General features: G+C 68.2%; 14 protein-coding genes and 1 pseudogene. 9 read left to right on the forward strand and 6 right to left on the reverse strand.

Translation table 11 applies throughout. The annotated features are described in order from the left end of the window. The first annotated feature begins 51 nt into the window (after positions 1-51). On the forward strand, positions 52-1,263 hold the full coding sequence (gene metK / locus EET03_RS10905) for a methionine adenosyltransferase (RefSeq protein ID WP_063470482.1): 1,212 nt from the start codon (positions 52-54) through the stop codon (positions 1,261-1,263). Between the two features lie 28 nt (positions 1,264-1,291). Here the strand turns inward: metK and EET03_RS10910 are convergent, their stop codons facing one another. From EET03_RS10910 to EET03_RS10920, 3 genes are all read right to left on the reverse strand, one after another. Further along, on the reverse strand, positions 1,292-1,867 hold the full coding sequence (locus tag EET03_RS10910) for a pyridoxamine 5'-phosphate oxidase family protein (RefSeq protein WP_075541815.1): 576 nt from the start codon (positions 1,865-1,867) through the stop codon (positions 1,292-1,294). Between the two features lie 89 nt (positions 1,868-1,956). Further along, a complete protein-coding gene (locus tag EET03_RS10915) occupies positions 1,957-3,435 on the reverse strand; it encodes a flavin-containing monooxygenase (RefSeq protein ID WP_075541814.1) in 1,479 nt (492 codons plus the stop codon). Then, positions 3,432-4,823 (reverse strand): cytochrome P450, encoded by a 1,392-nt coding sequence (locus EET03_RS10920; RefSeq protein WP_075541813.1) that lies wholly within the window; start codon positions 4,821-4,823, stop codon positions 3,432-3,434. The genes EET03_RS10915 and EET03_RS10920 overlap by 4 nt, the downstream gene beginning before the upstream one ends. A 75-nt stretch (positions 4,824-4,898) precedes the next feature. On the opposite strand from EET03_RS10920, the gene EET03_RS10925 reads away from it, so the two are divergent. Then, a complete protein-coding gene (locus EET03_RS10925; RefSeq protein ID WP_075541812.1) occupies positions 4,899-5,927 on the forward strand; it encodes an AraC family transcriptional regulator in 1,029 nt (342 codons plus the stop codon). A 10-nt stretch (positions 5,928-5,937) separates the two neighbouring features. Here the strand turns inward: EET03_RS10925 and EET03_RS10930 are convergent, their stop codons facing one another. Then, the gene (locus EET03_RS10930; protein WP_099194117.1) at positions 5,938-6,903 is read right to left on the reverse strand and encodes an alpha/beta hydrolase; all 966 of its coding nucleotides are present in this window, start codon (positions 6,901-6,903) and stop codon (positions 5,938-5,940) included. Between EET03_RS10930 and EET03_RS10935 the strand changes: the two genes are divergently transcribed. Next, positions 6,902-7,639, forward strand: coding sequence for a lysoplasmalogenase (locus tag EET03_RS10935; protein WP_075541810.1), 738 nt, complete (start codon positions 6,902-6,904; stop codon positions 7,637-7,639). The genes EET03_RS10930 and EET03_RS10935 overlap by 2 nt on opposite strands. 49 nt (positions 7,640-7,688) lie before the next feature. Continuing rightward, positions 7,689-9,707, forward strand: a complete 2,019-nt coding sequence (locus tag EET03_RS10940) for a primosomal protein N' (protein WP_208649037.1) — start codon at positions 7,689-7,691, stop codon at positions 9,705-9,707. Positions 9,708-9,732: 25 nt separating this feature from the next. Here EET03_RS10940 and EET03_RS10945 read toward each other — a convergent pair. Next, positions 9,733-10,357: pseudogene (locus tag EET03_RS10945) on the reverse strand (class I SAM-dependent methyltransferase). Positions 10,358-10,576: 219 nt separating this feature from the next. On the opposite strand from EET03_RS10945, the gene EET03_RS10950 reads away from it, so the two are divergent. Further along, positions 10,577-11,062 (forward strand): MarR family transcriptional regulator, encoded by a 486-nt coding sequence (locus EET03_RS10950; RefSeq protein WP_425271520.1) that lies wholly within the window; start codon positions 10,577-10,579, stop codon positions 11,060-11,062. A gap of 66 nt (positions 11,063-11,128) precedes the next feature. Here the strand turns inward: EET03_RS10950 and EET03_RS10955 are convergent, their stop codons facing one another. After that, positions 11,129-11,953, reverse strand: coding sequence for a class I SAM-dependent methyltransferase (locus EET03_RS10955; protein ID WP_075541832.1), 825 nt, complete (start codon positions 11,951-11,953; stop codon positions 11,129-11,131). A 196-nt stretch (positions 11,954-12,149) separates the two neighbouring features. Between EET03_RS10955 and fmt the strand changes: the two genes are divergently transcribed. The 4 genes from fmt to ribD are packed head-to-tail and all read left to right on the forward strand — an operon-like array spanning position 12,150 to position 16,248. Next, complete coding sequence (fmt, locus tag EET03_RS10960) at positions 12,150-13,088, forward strand: methionyl-tRNA formyltransferase (protein WP_075541809.1); 939 nt, start codon at positions 12,150-12,152, stop codon at positions 13,086-13,088. After that, complete coding sequence (locus EET03_RS10965; protein WP_075541808.1) at positions 13,085-14,479, forward strand: RsmB/NOP family class I SAM-dependent RNA methyltransferase; 1,395 nt, start codon at positions 13,085-13,087, stop codon at positions 14,477-14,479. The genes fmt and EET03_RS10965 overlap by 4 nt, the downstream gene beginning before the upstream one ends. Positions 14,480-14,522: 43 nt before the next feature. Further along, positions 14,523-15,221 carry a ribulose-phosphate 3-epimerase gene (gene rpe, locus EET03_RS10970; protein ID WP_099194372.1) on the forward strand — a complete coding sequence of 233 codons (699 nt, stop codon included), beginning with the start codon at positions 14,523-14,525 and terminating at the stop codon, positions 15,219-15,221. Between the two features lie 7 nt (positions 15,222-15,228). Next, on the forward strand, positions 15,229-16,248 hold the full coding sequence (ribD, locus tag EET03_RS10975; protein WP_075541831.1) for a bifunctional diaminohydroxyphosphoribosylaminopyrimidine deaminase/5-amino-6-(5-phosphoribosylamino)uracil reductase RibD: 1,020 nt from the start codon (positions 15,229-15,231) through the stop codon (positions 16,246-16,248). The last annotated feature ends 2 nt before the right edge of the window (positions 16,249-16,250 follow it).

The raw sequence follows: 16,250 nt of genomic DNA on the forward strand, positions 1-16,250 counted from the left end.
ATTGTTGCCGGAGGATATAATTCGGCTAACTAATTATTGAAAGGACGCAGAGTGAGCGAAAAGGGTCGGCTGTTTACCAGTGAGTCGGTGACCGAGGGACATCCCGACAAGATCTGTGATGCGATCAGCGACTCGGTCCTCGACGCGCTTCTGGCGGAGGATCCCCGCTCACGCGTCGCGGTCGAGACGTTGGTGACCACCGGGCAGGTGCACGTGGTGGGCGAGGTGACCACCTCGGCGAAAGCGGCATTCGCCGACATCACGAACACTGTGCGGGCCCGGATTCTCCAGATCGGCTACGACTCGTCGGACAAGGGCTTCGACGGGGCGTCCTGTGGTGTCAACATCGGCATTGGCGCACAGTCTCCTGACATCGCCCAGGGGGTCGACACCGCCCACGAGGCGCGCGTCGAGGGTGCTGCGGACCCGCTGGACGCTCAGGGCGCCGGCGACCAGGGGCTGATGTTCGGCTACGCGATCAACGACACTCCTGAACTGATGCCGCTGCCCATCGCGCTGGCCCACCGGCTGTCGCGGCGGCTGACCGAGGTCCGCAAGAACGGCGTGCTGCCCTACCTGCGCCCTGATGGCAAGACGCAGGTCACCATCGCCTACGAGGACAACGTCTCGGTGCGGCTGGACACCGTGGTGATCTCCACGCAGCACGCCGCCGACATCGACCTGGAGAAGACGCTGGATCCTGACATCCGCCAGCACGTGCTCAAGAGTGTGCTCGACGAGTTGGCCCACCAGACGCTGGATGCCTCACAGGTGCGGGTGCTGGTGAACCCGACCGGCAAGTTCGTGCTCGGCGGGCCCATGGGTGACGCCGGATTGACCGGCCGCAAGATCATCGTCGACACCTACGGCGGCTGGGCCCGCCACGGCGGCGGCGCGTTCTCCGGCAAGGACCCGTCCAAGGTGGACCGGTCGGCGGCGTACGCGATGCGCTGGGTGGCCAAGAACGTCGTCGCGGCCGGGCTGGCAGAGCGGGTGGAGGTGCAGGTGGCCTACGCCATCGGCAAAGCCGCCCCGGTGGGCTTGTTCGTCGAGACGTTCGGCACCGAAACGGTCGACCCGGTCAAGATCGAAAAGGCCATCGGTGAGGTGTTCGATCTGCGGCCCGGGGCGATCATCCGCGACCTGGACCTGCTGCGCCCGATCTATGCGCCGACGGCTGCCTACGGGCACTTCGGCCGCACCGATATCGAACTGCCGTGGGAGCAGCTCAACAAGGTCGACGACCTCAAGCGCGCTATCTAGTTCCCGGTGCTCGCGAGTTCGCGTGCGCTCAGTGTTCGGCGTTGGGCGGCATCGGGTGATCGGGCTCCAACCCGGGCAGACCGTCGATGCTGTGCTGATTGCGCTCGACCAGGCGGACGTAGGTTCCCTCGGATGCCTTGGCGAGATGGGCGTCGAGCACCGGCCGTTCGTCGACTAGCTCGTAATAGGGCACCGCGAAGCCGCACGCATCGGCGATCCGGTCGACGTCGACGACGACGGCGGCCCGGGTTCCCGGGTGTAGAGACTTGAAATGCGTTCGGAGCCTGTCGAATTCGGCGTCGTCGGGGCGTACCACTCGTCCGGTGCCGAACAGTCGCAGGATCCGCGAGTTGCGGGTGAACGAGCAGAACATGATGGTGATCCGGCCGTTGTCGCGCAGGTGGGCGATTGTCTCGGTGCCGCTGCCGAACAAGTCGAGATAGGCGAAGGTGTGGTCGTCGAGCACCGCGAAGGTGTCCCGGTATCCCTTGGGGGAGAGGTTGACTCGACCGCCATCGGACGGCGCGGTGGCAACGAAGAACATCGCCTGCTTGCCGATAAACTCCCTCAACGATTCGTCGATGCGGGAGAACACCTTTGCCATAGGTCCCGAGCCTACGCGAGCAGACGCAAAGTCCCCCGACACGCCGACGAATAGGGCACCTTTGCGTCTGCTCGCGCTAATTGGTGAAGCTAACTGGTGAAGCGGTAGTCGTCGAGATCGAAGCGGCGACTGCGCCAGTAGGCCTGCATGGTCGTCGTCGGACGCAACGGCACGTCGCCGTTCTTGTCGAAGTAGTAGCTGTTGGCCAGCCGGCAGCTGTCCTGCCAGAAGACTTGGCGGTGCCGGCGGCGCATCACCTCGGCGAAATAGCGGGCGTTGGCTTCCTCGGTCACCTCGACACAGGTCGCGCCGTCTCGTCGGGCCCGCTTGAGGCACCGCAGGATGTGGTGGGTCTGCGCCTCGATCAGCGCGAAATACGACGAGCCGACATAGCCGTAGGGGCCGAACACCGTGAAGAAGTTCGGGTAGCCGGGAACGCTGACACCCTCGTAAGCCTGAGTCCGGTGTTCGTCCCAGAACCGGCTCAGGGACTGGCCGCCGCGCCCCATCACCGGATAGGTGAGCACGTCGTCGGTGTCGAGCACCTTGAAGCCGGTCGCCAGGATCAGCACGTCGATCTCGTGGCCGACGCCGTCGGCGGTGGCCACCGCCGACGGGGTGATCTTGTCGATCGGTTGGGTGACCAACTGGACGTTGTCGCGGTTGAAGGTGGACAGGTAGCCGTTGTGGAAGCCCGGCCGTTTGCAGCCCACCGCGTAACGCGGCGTGAGTTGGTCGCGTACCACCGGGTCGTCGACTTGCTGGCGCAGATACCGCCGTCCCAGCACCGCGCTCCATCGGGCCAGCGGAAACACCGTGAAGTAGTGGGCCGAGATCGGGAAGGTTGCTTCCACGAAGGCCTGGCTGAGCCACCGCTGGACGGCTTTGCCGCCGGGAATGCGCATCGCCCAGCGGGCCGCCGCCGGCAGCGGCACGTCGAACTTCGGGAAGCACCAGATCGGGGTCCGCTGAAAAACGGTGAGGTGCTCGACAATTGGCGCGATCTCCGGGATGACTTGGACCGCCGACGCGCCGGTGCCGATAATCGCGACGCGCTTACCGGTCAAGTCTTGGCCGTGGTCCCACCGTGCGGTGTGCATGGTGATGCCGTCGAACGAGTCCACCCCGTCGATGTCGGGCAGTTTCGGCACGGTCAACACGCCGCTGGCGTTGATCACGAACCTGGCGGTCAGCACACCGCCGGGGTCTGTCTGGATCCGCCACAGACGGTGCTCGTCGTCGTATTCGGCGGCCTGGACCTTGGTGTTGAACCGGATGCGGGACCGGATGGCGTATTTGTCGACGCAGTGTTCGGCGTATGCGCGAAGTTCGTGACCGGGTGCGTAGGTGCGCGACCAGCGCGGGCTCTGCTCGAACGAGAACTGATAGGAAAACGACGGAATATCCACGGCGATACCGGGATAGGTGTTCCAGTACCAGGTTCCGCCGACTCCGTCGCCGGCCTCGATCAGCAGGTAATCGTGGAACCCGGCCCGGTCGAGCTCGATCGCCGCGCCGATCCCGGAGAATCCGGCGCCGACAATCAGTATCTGGTAGTCGGGCTTCATGAGCGCTCGCTTCCGATGAGGTGCAGCCCGTGCTTGGGTCGCAGGGTCAGTGTCGCCTCAAGTTCGACAGGGTAGTGCGGCGCGAGGTCAAAGACAAAGCGCTGACTCATGATTGCCGCGATCAACACCATTTCCATCAGGGCGAAGCTCTGTCCGATGCAGATGCGCCGGCCCCCTCCGAACGGCAGATAGGCCGAGCGGGGACGGTCCTTGGCGCCGCTGCCGAGGAACCGTTCGGGATCGAATTTCTCCGGGCCGGGCCACCAGCGCGGGTCGTGGTGGATGTGGTGGATCGGGATGACGACGGTGGTTCCGCGGCGGATGTGGTGCCCGCCGATGACGTCTTCCGCGACGGCCTTGCGGGCGAGAACCCACACCGAGGAGAAGTAGCGCTGCGACTCCTGCAAGCAGGCCGTCGTCCACGGTAGCTTGCCCAGGTGGTCGGCGCTCGGCCGGCTGGTCCCGAGCACGTCGTCGACCTCGGCGAGCATCCGGTCGCGGGCATCGAGGTGCAGCGCCATCAGATACCAGAACCACGACATGGCGTTCGCGGTGGTTTCGTGGCCGGCGAGCATGAAGGTCAGCGCCTCGTCGCGGACCCGCTGGCGCGGCCAGTTTCCGTCGTCGGCGTGCAGCAGCACGTTGAGCAGGTCTTCGGAGTGGGTCGGATGGGCCAGCCGGTCGTCGATCACCGCGTTGACCGCGGCGTCGAGCGCCAGCGTGATGTCCTGCATCTCCCGTAACGGCGGCGGCAGGTGGACGCCGGAGAAAGTGCACCAGACCAGCGCGTCGTAGACCGGGCGCGGCATCAGCCCCCACAATGCCAGTCGTTCCAATTTCTCGGCCCGGCGCAGCCCGCGGGTCGCCAGATCATTCATGCTGTGGACCAGCGGCCCGAAATCCTGGCTGAACAGGGCATTGGCGACCACGCGCAGGGTTGCCTGGACCATCGTCTCGTGCATGTCGAACGGCGTGGCGGGCACGAGGGTAGCGGTGACGTCTTCGATCGGGTCGATCATCAGGTCGACGAGGCCGTTGAGGTGACGCCGGGCGAACGTCGGGTTCAGCACGCCGCGGTGCGCGGCCCACGAGTCGCCCTCATCGGTGAGCAGGTTGATGCCGGCGGCCGCGCGGATGGGCTCGTATTCGTCGGACTTGACGTATTTCAGCCGCGCCTCGTGTAACACGTGGTCGATATAGCCGGGATACGTGATGGAAACGAAACGTCTTCCAGCACAACGGAATCGGACGATATCGCTGCCCCGTACCCGGCCCAGGAATCCGTCGCCGGCATCGAAGCCGACGGTGAGGGCCTCACGCGTCATAGTCCAGGTGCTCAGGCGTCTGGCTGGTCTGTTAAGGGGTCGCTCGGCGATCACAGTGGCCATGGGTTCACTGTATGGACGACGTCGGCCGCCGGTAATGAGACTATGGGACAAAGAGTTGGGAATTTAGGACAGATCATGGAACACGTGCAAGCCGAGGTGAGTCACGGGGTCTATGCGACCCGGGTGCTGTGCGAGGTGGCCAACGAGCACGGGGTGCCCACCAGCGACGTGCTTGCCGGCACCGCGATCCAGCCGGCGGATCTCGATGATCCCGATGCCGTCATCAGTGCCGGCGACGAGATCCTTGCCGTCCGCCGATTGCTGGCCCGGTTGCCGGACCATGCCGGGATCGGGGTCGACGTGGGCAGTCGGTTCACGCTCACCCACTTGGGACTGTTCGGTTTTGCGGTGATGTCTTGTGCCACTTTGCGCGAACTCTTCAGCATCGCGATGCGCTACTTCGCGCTGACGATGTTGCACATCGACGTCCGGTTGTTCGAAACGGCCGGAGACTGTTTGCTCGAGCTGGACGCCGGTCACTTGCCGGCCGACGTGCGGCGGTTTTTCATCGAACGTGACATCGCCGGAATCCTGGCCACCACAACAAGTTTCGCATTGCCGGTGGCGGCCAAGTATGCCGAGCAGGTGTCGGCGGAAGTGGCGGTCGACGAGCGGTTGCTGCGGCCGCTGCTCGACCTGGTGCCGATTCATCACGTCGCATTCGGCCGGGCCCACAACAGGTTGCACTTCCCGCGTGCCATGTTCGACGAGCCGTTGCCGCAAGCAGATCGGCACACTCTGGAAATGTGTATGGCGCAGTGTGACGTGCTGATGCAGCGCAATGAGCAACGCCGGGGCATCACTGCGCTGGTGCGCACCAAGCTGTTTCGTGATTCCGGACTGTTTCCGACGCTGCCCGACATCGCGGCCGAGCTCGGCCTGCATCCGCGCACATTGCGGCGCCGGCTTGCCGAGGAAGGCACGTCGTTTCGCGCCTTGCTGAACGAGGCGCGGTCCACCGTGGCCGTCGACTTGTTGTGCAATGTCGGCCTGACCACCGAAGAGGTGTCCAGGCGGCTGGGCTATACCGAGGTCTCGACGTTCTCGCACGCCTTCAAACGGTGGTACGGCGTGGCACCCAGCGCGTATCCACAGCGAAACTAGGAAGCGGCAGCTAAGCGTGCAACGCCAGCTTCAGCGCGGCCAGCCCGCGATCCATCGCGGCGGTGGCTGCCGGCACCACACCGGCGTAGCCGACGTAGCCGTGCACCATCGTCTCGGCGTTGTGCACCTCGACGGGCACGCCGGCGGCGCTCAGCAGCTCGCCGTAGCGGATGCCGTCGTCGCGCAGCGGGTCGTATCCGGCGACCCCGATGTAGGCCGGCGGCAGGCCGGCCAGGTTCTCCGCCCGGCCCGGCGCCATTCCCACCGGCGGGTCGGACAAGTCGATTCCGCCTGCGTACCAACGAGAGAACGCGGCCACCGCCTTGGCGTCCAGGATCTGCGCGGTGGCGTTCTCGGTGAACGACGGCAGCGACTGATCCCACATCGTGGAGGGATACCACAACAGCTGGAAGGCCAGGTTCGGTCCGGCATTGTCACGAGCTTGCTGAGCCATCACCGCGGCGATGGTGCCGCCCGCCGAATCTCCGGCGACCGCCAGCCGGGTGCTGTCGGCCCCGATGTCGGCAGCCCGTTCGGCGGCCCATAACGTTGCGGCCCAGGCGTCTTCGACGGCGGCGGGATAGGGATGCTCGGGCGCCAGCCGGTAGTCGACCGACACGATCACCGCGCCGGCGCCCACGGCATGGTGACGGCAGGTGCCGTCATGGGTGTCCAGATCGCCCATTACGAAACCGCCGCCGTGGAAGTACAGTACCACCGGCGGGGCACTGCCTTGAACGGAATCAGTTGGCGGCCAATAGATCCGGATGCCGATGCCGCCGGCTGGCCCGTCGATCGACCGGTCTTCGACGCGTAGGTCGGGGTGCACCGGCCGGCGCGGCAAATCGCGCATCCGCTGGCGCATGGCGTCGATTCCGTCGTCGGTCGATAGCCGAAAGGGAACCGCATCCAGTACCTTCAGCAGGATGGAGTCGAGAGCGGGTCGTTCGTCGGCGGTCTGGTCCAAGCTGGGCATGCAGGTACCGTACGCATCTCGTCTGGTGGCCGGTGCTTGGGTGGTGGCCGGGTGGGCGGGTCTGGCTTACGGCGTGTACTTGACCGTGATCGCGATGAGCCGCCCGCCGGGCACCGAGTTGACCGGACACTGGATTCTGCAGCCGCCGTTCAAGGCGTCGATGGCGGTGCTGCTGGCTCTGGCGGCGGTTGCGCACCCGATTGCGCGTGAGCGGCGGTGGCTGGTGCCGGCACTGCTGTTCTCTGCCACCGGCGACTGGCTGTTGGCCATCCCTTGGTGGACACAGTCGTTCGTCTTCGGCCTCGGCTCATTCCTGTTGGCGCACCTGTGTTTTCTGGGCGCAATGCTGCCCTTGGCGCTAAGGCGGGCCCCGTCGCGTGCGCGCCTGGCCCCGGTAGTACTGATGTGTGTGGGGGCGATATCGCTGTTGGTCTGGTTCTGGCCGCACCTGGGCCAGGAGAAGCTGACGGTTCCGGTGACCGTCTACATCCTGGCGCTGACGGCGATGGTGTGCACTGCTTTTTTGGCGCGCCTTCCGACGATCTGGACGGCCGTCGGGGCGCTGAGTTTCGCGGTATCGGATTCGATGATCGCGATCAGCCGATTCATCTTGGGCAACGAAGCGCTGGCGGTCCCGATCTGGTGGTCGTACGCCGCCGCGGAAATCCTGATCACCGCCGGGTTCTTCTTCGGGCGGGAAATCCCGGCCGGCGCTGCTGAGCCCGCAGACCGCTAGCCGACTGCTCCTGAGGCGCCAACCAGCAAGAAAAAGGTTTTCTGGCAACATGTCTCGCGGCTCGGGCGGTACCCCCATCCAGGTCGAGCCGATCGCTCGAATCCTGCCGATGCTGTCGGTGCCGCACCTGGATCGCGAATTCGACTATTTGGTGTCTGCCGAGCAGTCCGACGACGCCCAGCCGGGGGTGCGGGTGCGGGTGCGGTTCCATGGCCGGCTGGTCGACGGGTTCGTGCTGGAGCGCCGCAACGACACCGACCACCAGGGCAAGCTGGGTTGGCTGGATCGGGTGGTGTCGGCTGAACCGGTGCTCACCCCGGAAATCCGCCGGTTGGTCGACGCGGTGGCCGCCCGTTATGCCGGCACCCGGGCCGACGTGTTGCGGCTGGCGATTCCGGCCCGGCACGCGAGGGTGGAACGGGAGCCCGGGCTGATCGCCGACCGGCCCGATGTCGACCCGGTCGACCCGTCGTGCTGGCAGGTCTACGGCCGCGGCGGCCAGTTCCTGGCCGCGCTCGCCCAGGCTCGGGCCGCCCGCGCGGTCTGGCAGGCGTTGCCGGGGGAGCGGTGGGCGGATCGCTTCGCCGAGGCCGCCGCGCAGACGGTGCGCGCCGGCCGTGCGGTCCTGGGGATAGTGCCTGATCAGCGCGATCTGGACACGTTGTGGCAGGCCGTGACGGCCCGGATCGACGAACCCAACGTGGTGGCGCTGTCGGCCGGCCTGGGACCGGCCGCCCGCTACCGCAGGTGGCTGGCCGCGTTGCGGGGCAGCGCGCGGCTGGTGATCGGCACTCGGAGCGCGGTGTTCGCGCCGCTGAGCGACCTGGGGTTGGTCATGGTCTGGGCTGACGGCGACGACAGCCTGGCCGAGCCGCGGGCGCCTTATCCCCATGCTCGGGAGGTGGCGATGCTGCGTGCCCATCAGGCCCGGTGCGCGGCGCTGATCGGCGGCTACGCGAGAACCGCCGAAGCCCACGCGCTGGTGCGCAGCGGCTGGGCCCACGACATCGTCGCGGCCCGGCCGGTGGTGCGGGCGCGCAGTCCGCGTGTCGTCGCTCTCGATGACAGCGGGTACGCCGAGGAACGCGACCCGGCCGCTCGCACCGCCCGACTGCCATCCATCGCCCTGCGCGCCGCCCGCTCGGCACTGGCGGCCGCAGCGCCGGTCCTGGTTCAGGTGCCCCGCCGCGGCTATGTGCCGTCACTGGCCTGCGGTCGTTGCCGGGCGATCACCCGCTGCCGGCACTGCACCGGCCCGTTGTCGCTGCAGGAACGCGGCGGGCCGGGCGCGGTTTGCCGCTGGTGCGGTCGCGCCGAGCCGGCGCTGCGCTGCGCGCGTTGCGGATCGGATGCGGTGCGTGCCGCGGTGGTCGGGGCCCGGCGCACCGCCGAAGAGCTCGGCCGGGCGTTCCCGGGTACGGCGGTGATCACCTCGTCGGGCGATGCCGTCATCCCCGAGGTGGCCGCCCGCCCGGCGTTGGTGGTCGCGACCCCCGGAGCCGAACCCCGGGCGTCCGGCGGGTACGGGGCGGCGCTGCTGCTGGACACCTGGGCGCTGCTGGGGCGACAGGACCTGCGCGCCGCCGAGGACGCGCTGTGGCGCTGGATGGCGGCGGCGGCGCTGGTGCGGTCGCGGGCTGACGGCGGCGTGGTGATGGTGGTCGCCGAATCAGCCATCCCGACGGTGCAATCCCTGATTCGCTGGGACCCGGTGGGCCACGCCGAGGCCGAGCTGATGGCCCGCAGCGAAGTGGGGCTGCCGCCGAGCGTGCACATCGCCGCTCTCGACGGCACCGCCGAGGCGGTCATGGCGTTGCTTGACCAGGCCGGGCTGCCCGACCCCGAACGCTTCCAAGCCGAGTTGCTCGGCCCGGTCGATCTGCCGCCCGGCGTGCGCCGACCGGCCGGCATCCCCGCCGGAGCGCCCGTCACCAGGATGCTGGTGCGGGTTCGCCGCGAGCACGGCCTGGAACTGGCAGCCTGCCTGCGGCGCGCGGTCTCCGTGCTCAGCACACGTCAAACCCACGAGCCGGTGCGGGTGCAGATCGACCCGCTGCACATCGGTTAGCTCCGGGTTAGCGGCTAACCCGCGGTCACCGCTTCCGCGCGGTGAAAATCAGGTACCCCCACTCCATCACGCCGTCGGTGAAGTATTCGCGGCTGAGTTCGCTGAGTGCGGCATCCAGCTGGGCGACGCGATTCTGGTCGCCGCCGATGTTGCGGTAGCCGTTGATCGCCGGGCCTTAGTACTCCTAGCACTCCTTGAAGTACTCGACGCACCCGTCGGGGTGGTCGAACCGGTCCACCCGCAGCGATCCGCGCTGCATACGGACGTCGCAGACGTAGTCGTTGAACAGGTCGCTGATATAGTCTTCGCGGCCCCACCACACCTCCTGGGGCGTCCGCGTCGGCTTCGCGCCAGCCAAGTTTCAGCCCCGCTGCCTCCGCGCGCTGCTGAGCACGGCGCAGCAACTTCGGGGTCAGGTCGCTGGCGACGACGTGGGCACCCGCCAGGGCTGCGGCGATCGCTGCGTTCCCGGTGCCCGCGGCGACATCCAGCACGCGATCGCCGGGACGAACACCGCTGGCGGAGACCAGGATCGGGCCGAGGGGCGCCAACACCTCGGCTGCCATCGCGGGGTAGTCGCCCAGCGCCCACATGTCCCGGTGAGTGGTGGCCGGAGGCTGGCTTTCGCTGACGGGGGTGTCATGAGCCATCGGACCTCCTGCCGACAGTGGACGGCTCACAGAGCGACGTCGTCGTCGCCGGCGGGCTGGAGGTTTCGGCAACCGAATCCGATTCATGCCCGGAAGAAAATATATAGCTGGTCAATAATCCATGTCTACGACTATGGGACGCTGTTACACTTCATTTTGCTGCAGCCCGTGTAAGCGCGACGGCGAAGTTGACGACCCGGTGGACCGGGGGAGGGGGCCATGATGTCCACGGAGAACGCGACGGCAGCTGAGGAGTCGGTGGATGCGATCACCGATTCGCTACTGACGGCATCCCGGTTGCTGGTGGCCATCTCGGCTCATTCCATCGCACAGATCGATGAGACGATCACCATCCCGCAGTTCCGGACCCTGGTGATTCTGTCCAATAGGGGTCCGATCAACTTGGCCACCCTGGCGACCCTGCTGGGCGTGCAACCATCGGCGACGGGCCGCATGGTCGACCGGCTGGTCGGCGCGGGGATGATCGACCGTCAGCCGCACCCGAACTCCCGGCGCGAACTGCTCGCCGTGCTGACCAAGCGGGGCCGGGATTTGGTTCGCCGGGTCACCGCGCTTCGGCGTGCCGAGATCGCCCGCATCGTGGAGCAGATGCCGCAGGCCGAACGCCGCGGGTTGGTGCGTGCGCTGACGGCGTTTACCGCCGCCGGCGGCGAACCCGACGCGCACGTCGAAATGGAGTTGTAGCAAGCCGCAGTACCGTGGCGGGCCGGTCGCTCGGCAGCGGATGGCCCGCCACGGAACTGGGCCGACTCAGATCTTGACCGCGGTGCCGATCAGGACCTCCCAATCCATGACGCCGCCGGTCAGATACTCCGCGGCCAGCTCAACCAGCTGGGCGTCGAGTTCGGCAGCCAGTACCACGTTGTCGCCAATGTTGGCGTAGGCCTCGATCGTCGGGCCGTAGTGAGTCTTGAAGTAGTCGTGGACGTCTTGCGCGCTGCTGAAACGCGTGACCTTCAACGGCTCGCGACGTGTCTTGACATCGGTGACTCGATCACCCAGCAGGCCGCGGAAGTAGTTTTCCCGGCCCCACTGGGCCGACGGGGGTAACGCCGCCGACAGGCTCGGCCGGTATGGCCTGATGGTGGCCAGCATCCGGCCGAAGAATCCTTCCGGGGTCCAGCTGATCACGCCGATGGTTCCGCCCGGCTTGCAGACCCGGACCAGCTCGTCGGCCGAGCACTGGTGATCCGGAGCGAACATGACGCCGATCGCCGAGATCACGGCGTCGAACTCGCCCTCGGCGAACGGCAGGGCTTGCGCGTTGGCTTCCTGGTACTCGAGGGTCAGCCCCAACTCCGCGGCGCGTGCCGCAGACCGCTGCAGCAGCTCCGGGGTGAGATCGGTGGCAACGACGGTGGCACCGGCCTTGGCCGCCGGCAGCGAGATGTTGCCGGAACCGGCCGCGACGTCGAGCACCCGCACGCCCGGCCCGATGCCCGCGGCAGCGACCAGGATCGGACCGAGGGGGGCCATCACCTGCTCGGCCATCAGGGCGTAGTCGCCGAGGGCCCACATCGCCCGGTGCGTGGCCGCGAGCGTCGCGTCTTCGCGGATCGGTGTGTCGATAGTCATGGAGAGCTCCTTTGGGAAGGGGAAGGGCTGCGTTACTTCGACCTCGTCGTCGCTGGCGCGGTGGGAACCTCGGGGCAGATCATTTCCGTAGGACATAGTATGTATTAGCAAGGTTATAACTGGCTGAGAATTTGGCGGGTCCGGATTGTGGCCCGCGACACATCGATGCGGCTGGCCGGCTACCTAGACTGTTGCGGTGCGCATCGTTTTCGCGGGCACGCCCGAACCCGCGCTGCCGGCACTGCGTCGCCTCATCGACTCGCCCCGTCACGATGTGGTCGCGGTGCTGACCCGGCCCGACGCCGCATCCGGGCGGCGAGGCAGGCCCGAGCCGTCGCCGGTGGCCCGCGAGGCACTCGATCGCGGCATACCGGTGCTGAGGCCGTCGCGGCCCAACTCGCCGGAATTCGTCGCTGAACTGTCGGAGGTGGCGCCGCAGTGCTGCGCGGTGGTCGCCTACGGGGCGCTGCTGGGCGACGCGCTGCTGGCGATTCCGCAGCGCGGTTGGGTCAACCTGCACTTCTCGCTGCTGCCCGCCTGGCGCGGCGCGGCGCCGGTGCAGGCCGCGATTGCCGCCGGGGACACCATTACCGGCGCCACGACCTTCCAGATCGAGCCCAGTCTGGACTCCGGCCCCGTCTACGGTGTGGTCACCGAAGCCATTCGGCCGACCGACACCGCGGGCGATCTGCTTGAGCGACTTGCCGTTTCGGGTGCGGCCCTGCTGTCTGCCACGCTGGACGGCATCGCCGACCAGACGCTGACGCCGCGACCACAGCCGGCCGACGGAGTCAGCCTGGCACCGAAGATCACCGTGGAGCAGGCGCGGGTGCGCTGGGAACTTCCGGCGGCGGTCGTCGAACGCCGAATCCGCGCCGTCACCCCCAACCCCGGCGCCTGGACCCTCATCGGCGACCTGCGGGTCAAGCTCGGACCGGTACAGCTCGACGGCGCACCAAAACCTCCAGAACCGTTACCGCCCGGCGCTATTCACGCAGACCGCACGAGCGTGTGGATCGGCACCGGCTCCGAACCGGTGCGGCTGGGCCAGATTCAGCCACCGGGCAAGAAGCCGATGCAGGCGGCCGACTGGGCGCGCGGGGCCCGGCTCGACCCGGGCGCGCGGGCCTCATGACCGCGAGGCCCCAACGTTCCCGAACCGGCGAACGAGGCCGTCGCCGCCGGCCACTGGACCCCGCACGCGCCGCGGCATTCGACGCCCTGCGCGCGGTAGCCAGCCGGGACGCTTATGCGAACCTGGCGCTGCCCGCGCTGCTACGGAAGCGCGGCATCACCGGCCGCGACGCGGCCTTCGCCACCGAGCTGACCTACGGCACCTGCCGGACCAGGGGCCTGCTCGACGCGGTCATCGGTGCGGCAGCGGGACGGGCACCGGAGGCGATCGACCCGGTCCTGCTCGACCTGCTACGGCTGGGCGCCTACCAGCTGCTGCGCACCCGAGTCGGCACCCACGCCGCGGTGTCCACCACGGTCGACCAGGCTGGCATCGAATTCGATTCCGCCCGAGCAGGATTCGTCAACGGTGTGCTGCGAACCATCGCCGGCCGCGACGAGCGGAGCTGGGTGGAGGAGCTGGCTCCCGACCCGCGTAGCGACCCGATCGGACATGCCGCCTTCGTGCATGCCCACCCACGGTGGATCGCACAGGCATTCGCCGACGCCCTGGGCGCAGCGGCCGCCGAGCTCGACGCGGTGCTGGCCAGTGACGACGAACGCCCGCAGGTGCACCTGGCGGCTCGCCCCGGGGTACTGACCGCCGCCGAACTCGCCGCCGCGGTAGGCGGCACCGTCGGCCGGTACTCGCCGTACGCGGTGTACCTGCCCGGCGGCGACCCGGCACAGCTGGCGCCGGTGCGTGACGGTCACGCGCTGGTCCAGGACGAGGGCAGCCAGCTGGTGGCGCGGGCGCTGACGCTGGCTCCCGTCGACGACGACCACGGCCGGTGGCTCGATCTGTGCGCCGGACCGGGTGGTAAGACCGCGTTGCTGGCCGGCCTGGGCGGGCAATCAGGGGCCCGGGTGACCGCTGTCGAGCCGTCACCGCAGCGCGCGGGCCTGGTGAGGGCCAACACCGCCGGGCTGCCGGTCTCGGTAGTGCAGGCCGACGGTCGCCACAGCGGGCTCGACCCCGGCTTCGACCGGGTGCTGGTCGATGTCCCGTGCACCGGGCTGGGCGCATTGCGCCGCCGCCCGGAGGCGCGCTGGCGGCGTCAACCGGCCGACGTGCCCGCGCTGGCCAAGCTGCAACGTGAGCTGCTGGCTGCCGCGATTGCGCTGGTCCGGCCGGGCGGCGTGGTGCTCTACGCGACCTGCTCGCCGCACCTCGCCGAAACCGTGGGGGTGGTGGCCGACGCCCTGCGCCGGCATCCGGTGGCCGCGCTGGACACCCGGCCGTTGTTCGAACCCGTCACCGAAGGGCTCGGTGACGGACCGTACGTTCAGCTGTGGCCACACCGGCACGGCACCGACGCGATGTTCGCTGCCGCGCTGCAACGGCTCGCGTGACGCGCCGGTGCGCGTCGCACGCCGCGCCGCCGGGCTCAGTAGTCTGTCGCTCATGCCTTGCAGCACGGGAGGGCCGATGATTGCGCCGTCGATCCTGGCTGCCGATTTCGCCCGGCTCGCCGACGAAGCAGCCGCGGTGCACGGTGCCGACTGGCTGCATGTCGACGTGATGGACGGTCACTTCGTGCCGAACCTGACGATCGGCCTGCCGGTGGTGGAAAGCCTGCTGGCGGTAAGCCGCATCCCGATGGATTGTCATCTGATGATCGACAACCCGGACCGGTGGGCTCCGCCCTACGCTGAAGCCGGCGCCCACAACGTCACGTTCCACGCCGAGGCCGCCGACAATCCGGTCGGGGTGGCCCGCGATATCCGGGCAGCGGGCGCCAAAGCCGGTATCAGCGTGAAACCGGGGACGCCGCTGGATCCGTATCTGGAGATCCTGCCGCACTTCGATACCCTGCTCGTCATGTCGGTGGAGCCCGGCTTCGGCGGCCAGAAGTTCATTCCCGAGGTGTTGAGCAAAGTGCGGACGGTACGCAAGATGGTCGATTCGGGTGAGTTGAAGATCCTGATCGAGATCGACGGCGGCGTTAACGCGGACACCATCGAGCAGGCGGCCGAGGCGGGCGTCGACTGCTTCGTCGCCGGATCGGCGGTGTATGGCGCCGATAACCCGGCTACCGCGGTAGAGGCACTTCGGCAACGGGCCAGGGCCGCGTCACACCACCGTGGCCGGTGAGCAGCCGATGACTGTCGAGCAGGTCAAGAGCATCGAGGACGCCATGCGCCTCGCCATCGACCAGGCCTACCTGGTCAAGGGCTCAACGTATCCGAACCCACCCGTCGGGGCGGTCATTGTGGACACCGAGGGCCGGGTGGTCGGCGTCGGCGGTACCCAGCCCACCGGCGGCGACCACGCCGAGGTGGTGGCACTACGTCGGGCCGGCGGTTTGGCCGCCGGCGCCATCGCGGTGGTCACCATGGAGCCCTGCAACCACTACGGCAAGACCCCGCCATGTGTGAACGCGCTGATCGAAGCCAGGGTGGGCACGGTGATCTACGGCGTAGCCGACCCCAACGGAATCGCGGGGGGCGGTGCCGGGCGGCTGTCGGCAGCGGGCCTGCAGGTGCGCTCCGGGGTGCTGGCCGACCACGTGGCGGCCGGACCGCTGCGCGAGTGGCTGCACAAGCAGCGCACCGGGCTACCGCACGTGACGTGGAAGTACGCCACCAGCGTCGACGGCCGCAGCGCTGCCGCCGACGGCTCCAGCCAGTGGATTTCCAGCGAGGCCGCCCGCGCCGACCTGCATCGCCGGCGCGCGATCGCCGACGCGATCGTAGTCGGCACCGGCACCGTCCTGGCCGACGACCCGGCCCTGACCGCCCGCCTGCCGGACGGGTCCCTGGCGGCGAAACAGCCGCTGCGGGTGGTGGTGGGCACCCGCGACATACCGCCGGAGGCAAAAGTTCTCAACGACGACGCACGGACCATGGTGCTGCGTACCCACGAGCCGGTGGAGGTGCTCAGGGCGCTGTTGGACTACACCGACGTCCTGCTGGAAGGTGGTCCCACGCTCGCCGGCGCCTTTCTGCGGTGCGGGGCGATCAGCCGCATCCTGGCCTATGTCGCGCCGATCCTGCTGGGCGGGCCGGTCACCGCGGTCGACGACGTGGGGGTGTCCAGCATCGCGCACGCGCTGCGGTGGCAATACGACAGCGTCGAAAAGGTGGGACCGGATCTGCTGCTCAGCCTGATACCGCGTTAGCC

Origin of the sequence: Mycobacterium innocens (genome assembly GCF_900566055.1) — a bacterium.
Lineage (GTDB): Bacteria > Actinomycetota > Actinomycetes > Mycobacteriales > Mycobacteriaceae > Mycobacterium > Mycobacterium innocens.

Bases quoted from the DNA above. Each gene is read 5' to 3' on its own strand.
- EET03_RS10910 (WP_075541815.1), bottom strand. From the start codon at position 1,867: ATGGCAAAGGTGTTCTCCCGCATCGACGAATCGTTGAGGGAGTTTATC.
- EET03_RS10915 (WP_075541814.1), bottom strand. From the start codon at position 3,435: ATGAAGCCCGACTACCAGATACTGATTGTCGGCGCCGGATTCTCCGGG.
- EET03_RS10920 (WP_075541813.1), bottom strand. From the start codon at position 4,823: ATGGCCACTGTGATCGCCGAGCGACCCCTTAACAGACCAGCCAGACGC.
- EET03_RS10925 (WP_075541812.1), top strand. From the start codon at position 4,899: ATGGAACACGTGCAAGCCGAGGTGAGTCACGGGGTCTATGCGACCCGG.
- EET03_RS10935 (WP_075541810.1), top strand. From the start codon at position 6,902: ATGCAGGTACCGTACGCATCTCGTCTGGTGGCCGGTGCTTGGGTGGTG.
- EET03_RS10930 (WP_099194117.1), bottom strand. From the start codon at position 6,903: ATGCCCAGCTTGGACCAGACCGCCGACGAACGACCCGCTCTCGACTCC.
- EET03_RS10940 (WP_208649037.1), top strand. From the start codon at position 7,689: ATGTCTCGCGGCTCGGGCGGTACCCCCATCCAGGTCGAGCCGATCGCT.
- EET03_RS10950 (WP_425271520.1), top strand. From the start codon at position 10,577: ATGATGTCCACGGAGAACGCGACGGCAGCTGAGGAGTCGGTGGATGCG.
- EET03_RS10955 (WP_075541832.1), bottom strand. From the start codon at position 11,953: ATGACTATCGACACACCGATCCGCGAAGACGCGACGCTCGCGGCCACG.
- EET03_RS10965 (WP_075541808.1), top strand. From the start codon at position 13,085: ATGACCGCGAGGCCCCAACGTTCCCGAACCGGCGAACGAGGCCGTCGC.
- ribD (WP_075541831.1), top strand. From the start codon at position 15,229: ATGACTGTCGAGCAGGTCAAGAGCATCGAGGACGCCATGCGCCTCGCC.